We start from the raw sequence: 16785 nt of genomic DNA, 5'->3' as shown, positions 1-16785 counted from the left end.
GCCGTTTCCGGCTGTCCTTGGATGGTTGTTATTTCCTGAGTCACAGCGATCCCTCCAATACACGTGCGAATTCGTCAATCTCTTCCTTACTGCGCCGTTCCGTAACAGCGACCAGCATATGTCCGGCAAGCTCCGGGTAATCCCGTCCAAGTTCATATCCACCGATGAAACCGGCATCCAGCAGCTTCAACTGAAGGGCATCGATGTCTGTCCCTTCAGGCAGCTTGATGACAAACTCATTGAATGTAGGTGCTTTAAAAGTAAGGCTGACTCCAGGAATTGCAGTCAGTGCTTGAAGAGCATAATGACTCTTTTGCAAATTCAGATCAGCCACATCCATCATGCCCTGTCTTCCCATAGTAGACATATACACCGAAGCGCTAAGGGCAAGCAATGCCTGATTGGAGCAAATATTGGATGTCGCCTTTTCGCGGCGGATATGCTGTTCGCGCGCTTGGAGCGTCAGTACAAAACCGCGTTTGCCGTTGCGATCGGTTGTCTGGCCAACGATTCGGCCAGGAATCCGGCGCATATGCGTCTGGGATACAGCGAAATATCCACATGTAGGACCACCTAGCGAAGCGGAGATGCCAAGGGGCTGTGCATCACCGACAACGATGTCGGCACCCAGCTTGCCTGGAGCTTCAAGCATACCAAGCGCCAGCGGATTTGCGCTGACTACGAGCAGACCCTTGTGCGCATGCGCGAGGTCTGCAGCCTGTTTTACATTTTCCACGGCACCGAAGAAGTTCGGGCTCTGGATCATGACGGCTGCGGTATCATCCGATACGGCCGCTTGAAGGGCCTCCCAGTCGGTCACCCCATTCTGATAACCAATCTCGACAATCTCCAAATTCAGACCGTGTGCATAAGCCTGCAATACCTGGCGCGCTTCTGGATGAACGGTACGGGATACGATCAGCTGTTTGCGACGGGTTGCCGCAGCGGCCAGGTTCCCTGCTTCCGCAAATGCGGTTGCGCCATCATACATGCTCGCATTGGCTACAGCCATGCCGGTCAGTTCACAGATATACGATTGGAATTCGAAGATCGCCTGGAGCTCGCCCTGACTGATTTCAGGTTGATATGGCGTATAGGCAGTATAGAACTCGGAACGGGAAATGACGTGATTAATAACGGAAGGGATGTGATGATCGTAAATGCCTGCACCCAGGAAACTGGCGTGTGTCTCAAAATTGGCATTCGCGCCGGCTTGCTTAGACATATGACGTGTCAGTGCGTATTCATCCAGTTTGGAGGAAACAGGCAGCTCGCCTTGATAACGAATCTCCTGCGGAATGTCCTGGAACAGATCTTCAATCGTGTCCACACCGATGGTTGCGAGCATGGCGCTCTGATCCTGTTCAGTCATGGGAATGTAGCGGTGCTTGCTCATGCTTGCTCAGCTCCTTGGGTAGGTGTCTTTGACGTACGTGTCCGTTTATGAAAAGGGGTCTTCACAACTTCGGCTTTCAGCTTTTTGCCGCGAATCTCAATCTCCAGCTGGGTACCCAGCGCAGCATACTTGCTGTCAATCAGTGCGAGTCCCAAATTGCGCTTCAGCGTAGGCGACTGTGTACCTGTCGTTACTTCTCCGATCTGCACACCTTCAGAGTAGATGGGATAGTGGGGACGTGGAATCCCGCGTTCCAGTACTTCAATACCAACCAGTTTGCGGGCAGGTCCATCATTTTTTTGCTGCAATAGCGCTTCGTGTCCGATAAAAGGTCCGGCATTCAGCTTCACAAACATGCCAACGCCTGCTTCCAGCGGTGAAATGGTCGGCGACAATTCCTGTCCGTAGAGGGGCATCTTCGCTTCGAATCGAAGTGTATCCCGTGCACCAAGCCCAGCCGGAACCAGTCCGTGATCAGCGCCAGCCTCCATCAATCCGTTCCAGACCGCAGCGGCCTGATCTGCCTGTACGTATAGTTCGAAGCCGTCTTCTCCGGTATAACCGGTGCGGGACAGGAGCAGTTTTACACCACAGACCTCAGCATTCTGTACAAAACGAAAAGGCTCTATTATGGATACGTCGGTATCTGTAACTTTTCCAATGATGTCTGCAGCAAGCGGGCCCTGTAGAGCCAGGAGAGCTGTTTCCGCGGAGTCATTCGTCATGCTCACCCCAGGGACCATGTGCTCCTGCAGCCATGCCCAGTCCTTGTCGATATTGGAGGCATTCACGACAAGCATATAATGCTGATCTTCCAGCTTGTATACGAGCAGATCGTCCACTACGCCACCGTCCGGGTAACACATTAACGTGTATTGTGCCTGGCCGGGAACCAGTGCGGTCACGTCGTTGGTCGTCAGTTTCTGCAAAAATGCTTCGGCCTGTTCACCCTGCACCGTGAATTCACCCATGTGGGATACATCGAACAGTCCAGCCCGTTCGCGCACCGCTTCATGTTCCTTCTGAATCCCGCTGAATTGCACCGGAAGCTCCCAGCCGCCAAAATCGATGCACCGTACACCTTCATATTGCTGATAAAGTGGATAGAGTGGAGTTCTAAGCAAATCGGACATCAAATCACCTCGTTATGGCCGCTACCGGGCCGAGTGTATAACATGAATGATGCATTCTTTTCTTGGATAAGTATGATTAAGGCTGCTGATGACAGCGCCGGCTCGATCCTGACTTTCGTTTTTTTGGGAAAAAGGAAAAGGACAGGCCAAAGAACCGGCATGCCAGAAGCACGCTGTATTCTTAGGCTCTGTCCTTGGTACCTGAGAGTTACCCCGCCAATAAGTTGCAGCAGGTTTCCCCTTGGGTGATCAAAACGCCCCATACAGGGCGAATAGATGCTCTCCAGAGTTGCGTCCCGTAAAAGTCCTTTTGCCTGAGAGATTCACCTCCCGCTTGTCGGGTGGTTTACTCCTTCGGCGTTACCGCATGCATCCCAAGAGTTGGGCGTCACGGGTAATCTCTCCCTTTACATTCATCCGCGGGTGATGCACACAACAATTAACATTTACTCTCTCATTAAAACGTGAATCCACTATCGATGTCAAGAACGATATCACGAAAATGAATAAAAAACCGAATAATATTTATTAGTTTATAATTATTGTTCGTGTATATAAAAAGAGTGCGCTTACTATTCTAATATTACCCATTATATGTAGAGTGAGGGTGTTTGCGTTACAGGCTGTAATCATCAAAAATCAAATAATTTGTGAGGTATCTTGACATTTCATTCAAAAATATCTTACGCTATGTTCTGGGAAAAAGGGTTGGCCGAAGGACGCATGCACTCATTAATGAAAAGCGAGGCGGATATCGATGAGCGAATTGAAAAGTGATTTCCTGTACAGTGAAGAGCACGAGTGGGTGCAAACCGTAGGGGAGGATACTGTACGGATCGGCATTACCGAGTTCGCGCAGCATCAGCTGGGTGACATTGTGTTTGTGGAATTGCCTGACCTTGAATCGGATGTAAAAGCGGAAGAAAGTATTGGTACGATTGAATCCGTTAAGACGGTTTCAGATTTGTTTTCTCCGGTAAGTGGTTCCATTATTGCCGTGAATGAAGCACTGCAGGATGCACCTGAACTCGTCAACAGTTCGCCTTACGAAGAAGGCTGGATGATCGAGATACGTGTTGAAGGTGATTTGACAGTAGCGTTGTCGAAACTGATGAATGCTGATGCATATCGTAAGCACACCGAGGAGTAGAATATATTTGCACTAAATAACCTTTATTAATCTATGATTTTTTATACATTGGACGGTCGTGCACGTCTTCAGAGTCTGTGTGAGCTTTAAAGCTCATGCAGGCTTTTTCGTGTTCTGAAAGACAGGCTTGTTGTCAGATGAGGTACTTGAACAGGATGGAATAAGGCTGAATCGCACAAGCTATATTATAGAATCCAACACCGTAAATGATATAAGTCACACACGAAAAAAGCCAAGTATATCAATGGTTAGAACCCTCTCATCACCATAAAAACGATTACATAAACACAATGTTGTCATCAATGATCATGACGAAAGTACGCTTTCATTTCGTTGAACCGGAGACCAATCTGGCTTAGGATAACAGCAGGGGAGAAATGATACCCCTTTCATAAATGATAACTACTTGATCCGAGGAGGATAATACAATGAGTAACTTGGACCAAACGTCCAATTCCAAAGGCAGTCTCCGGGTAGGCGTTCAGCGTTTTGGCCGATTCCTGAGTGGTATGGTTATGCCGAATATGGGTGCATTTATTGCATGGGGATTAATAACGGCACTCTTTATTGAAAAGGGCTGGTTCCCTAACGCGGATCTGGCACTGTTAGTAGATCCGATGATCAAATATTTGCTGCCACTGCTTATCGGTTACACTGGAGGTACGATGGTGCATGGCCAGCGTGGTGGTGTCATTGGTGCCATCATGACTATAGGGGTTATCGTCGGCAGTGACATTCCGATGTTCCTGGGTGCCATGATTGCCGGACCACTGGCTGCATGGATCATCAAGAAGTTTGATAAAGCCGTTGAAGGCAAGATCAAAGCAGGGTTCGAGATGTTGGTTAATAACTTCTCAGCCGGTATTATCGGTGGTATCCTGGCGATCATTGCACTGCTGGGTATCGGACCTGCTGTAGAAGGAATTAGCACCGTATTATCGGCTGGTGTACAGGGGCTGATGAATCTGGGATTGCTCCCACTCGTCAACCTGATCATTGAACCAGGGAAGGTATTGTTCCTGAACAATGCAATCAACCACGGCATTCTAACACCGATTGCAACAGATCAAGCGAGAGAATTGGGTCAATCCGTATTATACATGCTTGAATCGAACCCGGGTCCCGGACTTGGTATCCTGCTGGCTTACTGCTTCTTCGGTCGTGGAACAGCAAGATCTTCCGCACCGGGTGCGGTTATCATCCACTTCTTCGGGGGAATTCATGAAATTTATTTCCCTTACATTCTGATGAAACCGATTCTGATTCTTGCGGCAATCGCAGGCGGCGTGGCAGGTACAGCAACCTTCATGCTTACCGGAGCAGGACTGGTTTCAGCACCTTCACCGGGTAGTATCATTGCATATTCCCTGTTAACGCCAAAAGGTGGATATCTGCCGATGCTCGCCGGGGTGGCTGTGGCCGCTATCGTATCCTTCCTGGTTGCAGCACTGCTGCTGAAAACAGGTAAGCAAAAAGAAGAAGATCTGGAGTCTGCAGCGAATCGCATGAAAGACATGAAGAGCCAGGGCAATACAGCGAATGCTGCTGTTACAGCAGATAATCGTGAAGCAGACAGAGCCGCGGATTTGGCTTCTTCAACTGTGAAAGCAAAAACCGATGTGAAGAGAATCGTCTTCTCCTGTGATGCAGGTATGGGTTCAAGTGCCATGGGGGCTTCCATTCTCCGCAAGAAGATGAAAGCTGAAGGGATTGACGTTGCAGTAACCAACACGGCAATCAGTGATATCCCGCAGGACGCAGACGTTGTTATTACGCAGAAGACATTGACGGACCGTGCCCGCAGCGTGGCACCGAACGCAGAACATATATCCATCGACAACTTCCTAAAAAGCCCGGAATACGATGCGCTCGTTGAACGCCTGAAATAACAGGTTGCGATCGTTTTCCCTGAGCCGGAGGCTTGAGATATGAGTATTACGAAAAGACAGCGTGAAATTGTGGAGTTCCTGTTGGAACATCCGCAGGAAGTAACCGCCGGCGACATTGCAATAGCGGTCAAAGTCAGTACACGAACCGTCCATCGGGAGCTTCAGATGATTGAGAAGTGGCTTGAACCCTTTGGCATGAAATTGGAAAAAAAATCAGGAACCGGGGTCCGAATAGACCCTGGTTCCGATGATTTGGCTTCACTGCGTGAGCAGCTGGAGCTGAACGAATATGTGGAGTTTACGCCCGAAGAGCGTAAACTCTTCATGCTTTGTATTTTGCTGGATGAGGCGGAGCCTGTAAAACTGCTTGCGCTCGCATCGGATCTGAGAGTAACAGTCTCGACCGTGAGCAATGATCTGGATGAACTGGAACCCCGGATTCGTCAAGCGGGCCTGAAGCTCGTTCGCAGGCGAGGTTACGGAGTGAAGATCAATGGCAGTGAAACGGCCTATCGCGCAGCAATCGCAGGACTTGCGCTTGAATATCTGGATGAATCTGATCTGTTCGGAAGGCAACCTGACCAGGGAATTTCCAAGGTGAACCAGAAGCTGCTGGGCATGATTGGTCATCGTGATGTACTGACGGTCGAGAATGCGTTATGGCAGCCGGATATTGACTGGCTCGAAAATATTCCCGAGCGACAGTATACCAAATTGCTTATTCAACTGTCCGTTGCGCTGGTGCGCATTCGCAAGGGGTTTATCGTCGGACGTATTCCTTCTTCGGATAAAAAAGCGGTTTACCCTTCTACTGGAGATCAGAGCGTGCCTGAATACATGGCTGCGAGACTATGCAGCGTGCTCTCCGATCAGCTTGGCATCTCGTTTGCCAAGGAAGAACAGAGCTATTTGCACAAATTATTAATTGAAACCGAGCAGCTTATTCACTCCACACGCTTACTGCCTGTTGACGATCTGGTATTGCTGGACATGGTTCGTTCCCTGATGGATCAGATGCAGGGGAGAACGGGTTATGCATTTCAGGAAGATCGTCTTCTGCGGGAAGGGCTGATTGCCCATATGCAGCCGGTGATGGAGCGGATTGGAGGCAGGCAAAGCATACGTAATCCACTGCTTCAGCAGATTCGCAAGGATTACGATTCGTTGTTCGGGGATGTGAAGAACGCAGTGCATGACGCATGGCCGGATACGGACGTGCCGGATGAGGAAATTGGATTCCTGGTCATGCATTTTGGCGCTTCCATCGAGCGATTGCGTGTGCTGAAGCGCGAGATTCGGGCCATTATCGTGTGCACAAGCGGAATTGGCTCATCCCGTATGCTTTCCAGCCGGTTGTCCAAAGAGATTCCGGAGATCCGGATCGTTGACAGTGCATCATGGTATGAGGCGGCTCGGATCCCCGAAGAGGATTATGACCTCATTTTATCCACAGTCGATCTGCCGATGGAACCGCATCAGTATTACAAGGTAAGTCCCTTGTTAACAGCGGAAGAAAGTGAACGTTTGCGTCTGTACATTCAAAATACGACGCTGCAGCGGGTACAAGTTAAGTATGGAGAGAGTAAAGCCAGTGGAAAGGCACCTGACCGCCATGCTGATCCAGCGGGGCTTGATGCCACACTTATTGAAATCGTTAGGATCACAGGCAAGTTTCAGGTGTTTCCACTGGATAACCGTAAGATGGGCTTCTATGAAACGGCATTTGCCATGTGTAAGGTACTGCAGGAATCCGGGGTGCTTAAGGATCCAGAAGAAATCGCCAGGCTGCTTGAAGCGCGGGAGAAGGTGGGCAGCCAGAAAATTCCCGATACATCACTCGCGCTGTTTCATACCCGCAGTGATAGCATATATAGGCCGTCCATCAGCCTGTTTCAATTATCAGAGCCGCTGCTTGTGACGACGGAGGACCAGGTTGGCATCAGCCATATTCTTCTGATGGTTGGGCCGAGGGAGCTATCCCGGGAGAGCCTGGAGGTGCTAAGCGAGATCAGCGCATTGTTACTGCAGGATGAGATGATTACACTGCTGGAAAAGGGAATCCGGGATGATCTTATTCATTATCTGTCCCGGGAATTGGTTGGATTTTATCGAAGTAAAACCGAAATTGGAGGTTAACAAACATGAGTATACTTACAACAGATAAAGTGGTTATGAACGCAACGGCACAGGACAAATATGAGGCTATTCGCATGGCAGGACAGATTCTGAAAGACGCAGGACACATTACTGCCGATTATATCGACAAGATGCTTGAGCGCGAGGAGATCGTATCGACATATGTGGGCAATGGACTTGCCATTCCACACGGAACCAAAGAATCCAAATCGTTCATTCTGTCCACAGGTATTTCAGTGATTCAGTTCCCGCAAGGTGTAGATTTTGGGGATGAAAAAGCCTACATGGTGATCGGTATCGCTGCTCAGGGCGGTGAGCACATGGAGATTCTGACCAGCATTGCGGTCATTTGTGCGGAAGATGAGAACATGGAAGCACTTCGTTATGCCAAAACGGCGGAAGAGATCATTACCATTCTCGAAAGTGAAATGGAACTATGAGGGCCCTTCATTTCGGAGCAGGCAATATCGGACGCGGGTTCATCGGATTGATCCTGTCACGGGCAGGATATAATGTCATCTTCTCGGATGTGAACCAGGAGCTGGTTAAGGCATTACAGGAGCGTGGACAGTATACGGTCGAACTGGCCAACGAAACAAAAGATATGGAAACGGTCAAAGGGGTTAATGCCATCGATGGAACGCAGCTGGAGACGGTTGCCCGGAACGTTGCAGAGGCAGATCTCGTTACGACCGCAGTCGGAGTGGGCATCCTGAAACATATTGCACCAGGCATTGCCAAGGGGCTTGAGGCAAGATTGAATTCAAGTTCGGTACAGAAACCACTTCACATCATTGCATGTGAAAATGCCATTGGGGCCAGCACACAGCTGAAAGAGCATGTGTATGCTCTGTTGGAAGAACCCGTTAAGGCTCTTGCTGATCAATATGTGTATTTCCCTGACTCCGCAGTAGACCGGATTGTTCCCATACAGCATCACGAAGACTCGCTTCACGTTCAGGTTGAACCTTTTTATGAGTGGGTTGTGGATCGTTCACAGATGGCCCCTGCGTTCCTTCCGATTGAAGGTGTACTCTATGTGGATGACCTTGAGCCTTATATCGAGCGGAAGCTGTTTACCGTCAATACGGGACATTGCTGCGCTGCATATCTCGGTTACGTGAATGGGTATGATACGATTCAGAAGGCGATTGCGGACGACAAAGTGAAATCCCTTGTCTACGGTGCACTGCAGGAAACGGGTGAGGTTCTTGTGAAACGGTTTGGTTTCGACCTCGAAGATCATCAGAAGTATATAAATAAAATTCTGGAGCGGTTTGTAAATCCGCATCTCACCGATGAAGTCACTCGGGTAGGTCGTTCGCCGCTGCGGAAGCTGTCGCCCAACGACCGTCTGGTTCGTCCAGCGCTACAGGCACATGACTATGGAATGGGCACGACGAACCTGGCAAGAGGCATGGCGGCAGCCTGCAAATTCGATGTACAGGATGATCCGGAGGCAGCAGAGCTTCAGGATATGATCAAACAAAAGGGAATTGCTGCAGCACTTAGTCACTACACAGCCATGGATGAGCAGCACCCTGTGCTCAAGCAGGCAGTAGAACATTATCATCAAATGTAACAACTCATATAGCGATTGCGTGCCGTGTTATGACACCCCATCGCAAAACAAGAGCCTCACAGGAGTTAACTGTGAGGCTCTTGTTTGTGTTCAGCCTGTTCTGTATAAAATTCCAGACATCGCTGACAGATGCACGATTTACGCCGCTGCTCTGCCGGTATGCGGTCAAATACACCTTCGGGAAACTCGGCATCATTGCACCAGCATTCGGAATGGGGACGGCCAGCCGCATAGGAGCAGCCATTGGCCTCTCCGCATAATGGGCATAAGAGCACATTGACCGGGGAGGCACTTGTGTTCGTCGTCTTGGCCTGTGAATTGGAATTGAAATTTCCGCCCATGGTATGCCTACTTTCTCTATATCGTCATACCTCATAGTATAACAGGGCTGGCCCTATTCTTCAGGTGGCAATTCAATGGTCAGCCCTTCAACATGTTTGCGTCCCATTAATTTGCGCTTCTTCCGATTCTCCTTGGTCTCCAGCACAATATCCAGATCATAGTCATCGCCTGGATACAACTCATCTGCAGATATATGAAGTGTAAGGCGTTTCTTGTGAATTTTGACTTTCCGCCCGCGCAGCATTACCCCGATATTTCCACGACTGTCTTCCACGTCACAGACGATTCCTGACTGGTTCAGATAGGCTGCGTATACACGATCCCCTTTTCGGAAGTTTTTCGCCGGCGGAACCGATTTTGTATCTTCTACCTGCAGGGATGGATTTCCAGCTTCAGACGCTGCCGGAGAATGTACTTTCTTCTCCGTCTTCTGTGCAGCTGTAGCGTTCGGAAATGGCTCAAGAACAGAACTCTCAGTTGGTATTGGTTTCACTATCGGCATGATGGAGCTCATGCTGTTGATAGGACTCTTCGATATGCCCTGATCCGATATGGACTGGGAACGATCAATAATGCGCTGTGGCATCCCCAGCTTCAAGGCGATGGAATAGGCGTAACTCTCACCTGCTTCACCGATACGCAAACGGTAAAGGGGCTGCAGTGTAGCCGTATCAAATTCCATCCGTGCATTTTCAAATCCTCGCGCGGCAGCAGCAAAATGCTTGATTTCCCCAAAGTGAGTGGTAGCCACCACGGTTGCGCCGCGGCTGTGCAGTTCCTCCAGCATGGCGATGGAAAGACCAACCCCCTCTCCAGGGTCCGTCCCGGAGGCCATCTCATCAATCAGGACAAGGGTGGATGAATTCGCCTGTTCGAGGATGCCGATCATGTTGCGGATATGTGCCGAGAAGGTGCTGAGTGCCTGTTCCAAACTCTGTCCGTCTCCGATATCGACAGCCACTTCATGATATACGGCCATCTCGCCGCCTTCACCCACAGGAACGAGCAGACCGGACTGCATCATCAGGGTGAGCAACCCCAATGTTTTGAGCGCTACCGTTTTACCACCTGTATTCGGCCCTGTAATGATAAGTGAGGAATAATCCCTTCCGATGGCAAAATCAAGCGGAATCATGGAGGCGCCCATCAGAGGATGACGCGCCTGCTGAAGCGTAATTCGGCCCGATGTATTTACCTGGACCGTACGTCCATCCATGGTTGCCGCGTATTTCGCTTTGGCAAACAGGAAATCAAGGATACCTACCGTCTCGGTATTCAGCGCAATCTCGCGGTTATAGGATTCTGCGAGCGACGTTAAATCACCCAGAATTTTCATTTCTTCTCTGGATTCCTCAGCTTGCAGTGAAGCGAGTTCCATCTGCAGTCCCACCAGTTCCTCGGGTTCGATATAGACGGTTTGCCCGCTCCCTGATTCATCCAGGACGCTGCCTTTCACCTGCTTGCGGAATTCTTTCTTGATGGGTAATACCGTTCTTCCGCCGCGCTGGCTGATTACGTTCTCCTGCATAATGGACCGGTGCTTGCTTACGAGAGAATCCAGCTTGCGCTTCATTCGTTCCTCGTTCACGGTCATCTTTTTCCGGATACGCGTCAGTTCCTTGCTCGCCTGATCCTGAATTCGGCCGCTGTAAATGCAGCGTTCGATCTCGCTTAACAGGGATTCCATCCGCATCATGGATGAAGCATACCGGCTTACCGTAGGAGCTGCTTGGGATTTGCCCTCCATGTATTTCATTAATTGTGCACAGCTTCGCAGAAACTGCGCAAGTTGAGTGAAGTCCCGTTCACTAAACAGATAACCGGTACCGAGCAGATCCATAATGGTCTCCATACCATCAAGCGAAGGGATGGGAACACTGGCGCCATAACGGATGAGAGCAGAGGCCTCTTCTGTTTCGGCGAGGCGCATCTGAATCAGCCCGGGGTCCACCATGGGTTTCATTTCTTTCGCGTAACGTTTGCCCAGATAAGAAAGTGCGCAGGAAGCGACGTTGTTTTGAATTTGATGATAGCCCAGTGTATTCATTGTGTTTTCATTCATGCTTGATCTCTCCTTGGATTTTGAATTTGTAACTTCGGTGGTAACTCAGAATCTATTCCTGAAAACGCAAAAAGGGCGGAGAATGAACAAACGTCATTCTCCGCCCTTCATGTAGGGGAAAGCAGAGTCCATGATAGGTCTATACAAAAAAATCCACGCTGAACACAGCGCGGAAATAGACCCGGACAAGTACAATCCCGGAGGCGATTTATGATATCCGCTGTTCTTAACTAAGTACAGGGTTATGGCGCATCAAGAAATACACGTATGCCATAAGGCACAAGCGCACATGAAAGGCCAAACTCCTGAATATGAAACTTGATTAGTTAAGAACGCTCACCGACATCAAAATCTCTCCTTCGAATTGAGGAATATGCCTCCACTATAAACTGGAAACGGCCCCAAAGTCAATCTTAAGAATAAATAGTGGACTTGGATAAGATTGAGTTTTAAAATAACAATAGTAAATTAATCCAATGAAAGCGATATTATACATATGGATTTACATTCCATCAGGCATTCAAATATGCAGATTCTATATAAAGGAGGATGCTCACATTGCCTAAATATTTGCTGCGTTTGCTCTGTTTTACCATGATTCTCGGAGCCCTTCCAGTCATCGTCATCGGTTCCGTTTCCTATTCGATCGCTTCGCGTGATATTGAACAAAAAGTACGTGAGAGCAATCTGCAGATTTTGCATCAAACCCAAATGCGGGTAGAACAAGTTTTACGCAGCCTGCAATTGTCATCCATCCAGTATGTGAATTCTCCCTTGGTGCTGCAAGCCATGAAGAAGCCGCTGGACAGCTCCGAGTTTCAGGAAATACGTGATCTCACGTCCGGGTTTAACAACCTGCAAGCGGTTACAAATATAGATCAGGCCTATCTGGTTAACCTGGATCAGGACTGGGTGGTCTCCATGAGATCATTTGGAAAATTGGATGACTTCAGTATTCGGGACCGCATTGGCTCTTATCTCACCTATACGAACAGTCTGTTCTGGGTGACTCAGAATGATCATTTGTCTACGGAAAGCATACCGGCTTCGGCTGGAATAGCCGAAGATTCACAGGAGCAGATGCCCACACTCATTTCATCGGATGACGTGGTCAGTATGGTATTCAAAATTCCTATGGTGCCGACGAATAATAGCCCAAAGGGATTTCTCGTGATTGACATCGCAGATGCGGAGATTAGCACGTTTCTGAGCCAAAATCCGAACACCGGAGATATGTATGTACTGGACCGGGATCAGAACTTTTTTCTGAACGAGAATGGGCAAGAGGAGAAATATGCTGCCTTGAATGAGGAGATTCAGGCGAAGGTGCAAACGAGCAATCAGGCAGAAGGCTTTTTTAACGCTGAAGTGGAAGGAAACCCGGTGGCTGTAAGCTACAGAAAATCACCACTCAATGGGTGGCTGTATGTATCAGTGGTATCTCTTGGACAGATCACTGCCCAGTCGCAGAAAATTGCTCTTGTGACCGGGGTGGCTACGCTTGTCATGTTATGCGTGACCGGATTGTTTGCAATCTATGGCAGCCGCCGGATGTATTCCCCCATCTCCAGACTGCTGCAGTTTACGAAGGGACTGGATTCTCCGGTTTTGCAGACGGGCCGCCGTCAGGATGAATTTATTTATATTGAGGAACGTTTATCCACGCTGTTCAGCTCGGAAAAATCGCTGCGGGAACAGATGAAGGGACAGCATGTTCATCTGGAGGAATTTTTCATGACCAAACTGCTGACCGGCAAAATCTCGGAAGAGGATTTCAGGTATCAGGGTGAACGTTATGATTTTCCGGCAGACTGGTCGAGCCTTGGTGTGCTAACGCTGCAGATTGATACGCTCGAAGGAACCAGGTACGAAGAACAGGACAGGGACCTGCTGTTGTTTGCCGTCAACAACATGGTTGGAGAGCTTCTGCCTGCGGAATTGCGCTTCACCCCGGTTATGATCGATGATGCACAAGTGACGGTTCTGGCTACAAGGCTGAATGATGAGCTGCAGCTCAAGGAATGGATGCACACCCAGGCGGAATGGATCAGGGAACGCGTAGTCACCTATCTCAATCTTCCCGTAAGTATCGGCATAAGCCGTTCCTATTTTGCCATCGGAGATACACCAAGAGCGTATCAGGAGAGCCGAGAGGCGCTGCAGGGCAGGGTGAGTCTGGGAAGCCGTATCATTTTGCATTATGAAGATATCCAGCCGCGAGGCCAGACCGAGGCAGCCTTATATACACAGCTCAGAATGATCGAGGATCAGCTGGCCTCTGCCTTGAAACAAGGCGATGAGGAGAAAACCGATATGTATTTTACACAGTATCTGGGGCTGCTCGCCGCCAAGAAACTGCATTTTAGTGAATATCCCGTCATTATGGTTCAGCTTCTGTCCCGTGTGTACCAGCTTGTGCAGGAACAGGGAGGGGATGTGGCGGAAGTACTTGGCGAGAAGGCATCCATGGCTCAGCTGCTGAAGCTTTCCACCCTTGATGAAATGACGAACTGGTTCCGTAAACGGTTATTTGTACCCGTCATTCGTTTCTGGCGGGAGCAGGAAGAATCGCAGTATATGAACATTGCCCGGCGGATGATCCGATTGATTGAGGAACGCTATGACCGTGAACTGTCATTGGAAGCCTGTGCGGAAGAGCTGAATTTTCATCCTGTTTATTTAAGCCGGGTGTTCAAGAAGGAAGCTGGCGTGAATTTCACTGAATATCTGGCAGAGTATCGAATGGAAAAAGCCAAGACCTGGCTTCAGACAACCAACCTCAAAATATCGGAAATTGCCGAGAAACTAAATTACACCAACCCCACTGCGTTTATCCGAACGTTTCGTAAAATTACGGGAACAACTCCCGGCAAGTACCGGGAACAGCAGCGGTAAAACAAAGCCTGCTCTGCCTGCCATGGCGGGCAGGCTTTTTTTTGCTTGTACACCCTGCTGACCACGCTCCTTCGTCCCGGGTTAAGACCGGATTATAGAGGTTAAAACGAGTGCATTCACGCCTGATATTCCAGCGGGGGAAGTATCGTAAACCCTTGCCTGGCAAGGAAAAATAAGAAGCTAAAACCGGACGATAGCCAGTGATCCGTTTATCCTCCACAATGAAGGCATGAGTTCAGGAATTGAACTTTTGTAATCGTTTCCAATGTGGGGAGGAAAACACTATGAAAGCCGAAACGACGGCTCGGACACGGCCCGCTGCCCGCAGTGACAAAAACCTGCTGTGGAGGGACGTTATCAAAAACCGGTGGCTCTACATCATGTTGATACCGGGAGTGCTTTACTTTGTTATTTTCAAATATATACCCATGTATGGCATTACGATGGCTTTTCAGGATTACACACCGTACAAAGGCATTTTGGGGAGTGACTGGGTAGGACTTAAGCATTTTCAGCGTTTCTTCGGGGAACCGCAGTTCTGGACCCTGTTCCGGAACACGTTTTTGCTGGCGATCTATAATCTGGTCTTCTTCTTCCCACTGCCTATCGTACTGGCACTGATGCTGAATGAAGTGCGCCGTGAGCGTTTCAAGCGTTTTGTACAGACGCTGGTCTATGTTCCGCACTTTGTATCGTGGGTTGTGGTCGTCGGTGTGTTCTATATGCTGTTTACCACGGAGGGCGGCGCCATCAACGAATTGCTGTACAGTTTGACGGGGCAAAAGATTGCGTTCCTGCTGGAGCCTGGCTGGTTCCGATCCATGATTGTCGGACAATCCATATGGAAAGAGGTGGGCTGGGGCACGATTATTTTCCTCGCGGCACTTTCCGGTGTAGACACGCAGCTCTATGAAGCTGCACGAATTGATGGAGCCAACCGCTGGCGCCAGACATGGCATATTACGCTGCCTGCCATCCGCAGTACGATCGTGATTTTGCTCATTCTTCGTCTGGGCAACTTCCTGGATACAGGATTTGAACAGATTTTCCTGATGCTAACGCCGACCAACCGGGATGTGGGTGAGGTATTCGATACCTACGTATACACCAAAGGTCTGACGCAGGCACAGTACAGCTACAGTGCCGCTGTCGGTTTGTTCAAGTCGGTTGTTGGACTGGCGCTTGTATTGGGTGCCAACAAGCTGGCCAAAAAATTCGGGGAGGAAGGCGTCTACTAACATGAGTAAGCAGACGTCTTCACCAGACAGGAGTGAACATTAAGATGCAACAGGATAAAACGTGGGGCAACCGAATCTTCGATATCATCAATCATGGTTTGCTGCTGTTGATCGGAATCGTGACCGTCATTCCGTTTATCTACATTCTGGCTGTCTCGTTTACCAGCCCGCATGAGGTGGCGAAGGGAGGATTCATCCTTTTCCCCAAAGAATTCTCCCTGGCGGCCTATCGTTACATTTTCTCGACAGATACACTGATTCGCAGTCTCGGAGTCTCGATCTACATTACTGTGGTCGGTACATTAATTAACTTGTTATTCACGTCGCTGATGGCGTATCCGCTATCCAGAAGATATCTGCGAGGACGGCAGCCAATTCTGCTCGGTGTATTGTTCACCATGCTGTTCAGCGGAGGCATGATTCCCACCTATTTCGTGGTTAAGTCGCTGCATCTGACCGATACGTTATGGTCCCTGATGCTGCCTACCGCCATCAGTGCGTTCAATCTGATCGTACTCAAGAACTTTTTCCAGGCCATTCCGGATGAATTGGAGGATGCTGCCAAAATAGACGGCTGTAATGATGTCGGCGTTCTGTTCCGTATTGTACTGCCTTTATCGATGCCGGCGATGGCCACGTTCTCCCTGTTCTATGCAGTCGCGCACTGGAACAGCTTCTTCAACGCCGTCATCTACATCAATGACAGCGAGAAGTGGCCGGTTCAAGTATGGCTTCGTGAGATTGTCATTCTGGCTCAGAGCCGGATTGGTGACACGAGTATTGAGGAGACGGAGATTCAGCCGCTGACCATTCGCATGGCTGTCATTGTATTCTCAACGATTCCAATCATGCTTGTGTATCCATTCCTGCAAAAGCATTTTGCCAAGGGAGTGATGCTGGGGTCTGTGAAAGGTTGAGATTGGTAATTGAATGGATGGTTGCAGAATACAACATGCAGCATG

The 16785-nt window shown here is 49.3% G+C and carries 12 protein-coding genes and 2 riboswitches; of the genes, 8 read left to right on the top strand and 4 right to left on the bottom strand.

Translation table 11 applies throughout. The annotated features are described in order from the left end of the window. Positions 1–40 precede the first annotated feature (40 nt). Both gcvPA and gcvT read right to left on the bottom strand, forming a co-directional pair. Positions 41–1396, bottom strand: a complete 1356-nt coding sequence (gcvPA, locus tag CHH60_RS14360; RefSeq protein WP_095359762.1) for an aminomethyl-transferring glycine dehydrogenase subunit GcvPA — start codon at positions 1394–1396, stop codon at positions 41–43. Further along, on the bottom strand, positions 1393–2529 hold the full coding sequence (gene gcvT / locus CHH60_RS14355; protein WP_095359761.1) for a glycine cleavage system aminomethyltransferase GcvT: 1137 nt from the start codon (positions 2527–2529) through the stop codon (positions 1393–1395). Before gcvT ends, gcvPA begins: the two co-directional genes overlap by 4 nt. A 186-nt stretch (positions 2530–2715) precedes the next feature. Then, a riboswitch (glycine riboswitch) is annotated at positions 2716–2818 on the bottom strand. A 3-nt stretch (positions 2819–2821) separates the two neighbouring features. Continuing rightward, positions 2822–2946: riboswitch (glycine riboswitch) on the bottom strand. A 340-nt stretch (positions 2947–3286) separates the two neighbouring features. On the opposite strand from gcvT, the gene gcvH reads away from it, so the two are divergent. The 5 genes from gcvH (at position 3287) to CHH60_RS14325 (ending at position 9286) form a co-directional block, all read left to right on the top strand. Beyond that, positions 3287–3679, top strand: a complete 393-nt coding sequence (gene gcvH, locus CHH60_RS14345) for a glycine cleavage system protein GcvH (RefSeq protein WP_095359759.1) — start codon at positions 3287–3289, stop codon at positions 3677–3679. 428 nt (positions 3680–4107) lie between these two features. Beyond that, the gene (locus tag CHH60_RS14340; RefSeq protein ID WP_095359758.1) at positions 4108–5568 is read left to right on the top strand and encodes a PTS mannitol transporter subunit IICB; all 1461 of its coding nucleotides are present in this window, start codon (positions 4108–4110) and stop codon (positions 5566–5568) included. 39 nt (positions 5569–5607) lie between these two features. Then, positions 5608–7704 carry a BglG family transcription antiterminator gene (locus tag CHH60_RS14335; RefSeq protein ID WP_095359757.1) on the top strand — a complete coding sequence of 699 codons (2097 nt, stop codon included), beginning with the start codon at positions 5608–5610 and terminating at the stop codon, positions 7702–7704. A 5-nt stretch (positions 7705–7709) separates the two neighbouring features. Continuing rightward, positions 7710–8144 (top strand): PTS sugar transporter subunit IIA, encoded by a 435-nt coding sequence (locus CHH60_RS14330; protein WP_095359756.1) that lies wholly within the window; start codon positions 7710–7712, stop codon positions 8142–8144. After that, positions 8141–9286, top strand: a complete 1146-nt coding sequence (locus CHH60_RS14325) for a mannitol-1-phosphate 5-dehydrogenase (RefSeq protein WP_095359755.1) — start codon at positions 8141–8143, stop codon at positions 9284–9286. The genes CHH60_RS14330 and CHH60_RS14325 overlap by 4 nt, the downstream gene beginning before the upstream one ends. A 65-nt stretch (positions 9287–9351) precedes the next feature. On the opposite strand, the gene CHH60_RS14320 is transcribed toward CHH60_RS14325, so the two are convergent. Both CHH60_RS14320 and CHH60_RS14315 read right to left on the bottom strand, forming a co-directional pair. Next, positions 9352–9627, bottom strand: coding sequence for a cysteine-rich CWC family protein (locus CHH60_RS14320; protein WP_095359754.1), 276 nt, complete (start codon positions 9625–9627; stop codon positions 9352–9354). Between the two features lie 53 nt (positions 9628–9680). Then, entirely contained in the window at positions 9681–11690 is a 2010-nt protein-coding gene (locus CHH60_RS14315; RefSeq protein ID WP_095359753.1) for an endonuclease MutS2, read from the bottom strand. A gap of 558 nt (positions 11691–12248) precedes the next feature. Between CHH60_RS14315 and CHH60_RS14310 the strand changes: the two genes are divergently transcribed. The 3 genes from CHH60_RS14310 to CHH60_RS14300 all read left to right on the top strand — a co-directional run bounded on the left by CHH60_RS14310 (position 12249) and on the right by CHH60_RS14300 (position 16740). Then, complete coding sequence (locus tag CHH60_RS14310) at positions 12249–14585, top strand: helix-turn-helix domain-containing protein (RefSeq protein WP_176476067.1); 2337 nt, start codon at positions 12249–12251, stop codon at positions 14583–14585. A gap of 284 nt (positions 14586–14869) precedes the next feature. Then, complete coding sequence (locus CHH60_RS14305) at positions 14870–15823, top strand: ABC transporter permease (RefSeq protein WP_095289557.1); 954 nt, start codon at positions 14870–14872, stop codon at positions 15821–15823. Positions 15824–15867: 44 nt separating this feature from the next. Further along, positions 15868–16740 (top strand): carbohydrate ABC transporter permease, encoded by an 873-nt coding sequence (locus tag CHH60_RS14300; RefSeq protein ID WP_095359751.1) that lies wholly within the window; start codon positions 15868–15870, stop codon positions 16738–16740. Positions 16741–16785: the final 45 nt, after the last annotated feature.

Origin of the sequence: Paenibacillus sp. 7523-1, assembly GCF_002276415.1 — a bacterium.
Classification (GTDB): Bacteria; Bacillota; Bacilli; order Paenibacillales; family Paenibacillaceae; genus Paenibacillus; species Paenibacillus illinoisensis_A.
This window is presented reverse-complemented; position numbering and strand designations above follow the sequence as displayed.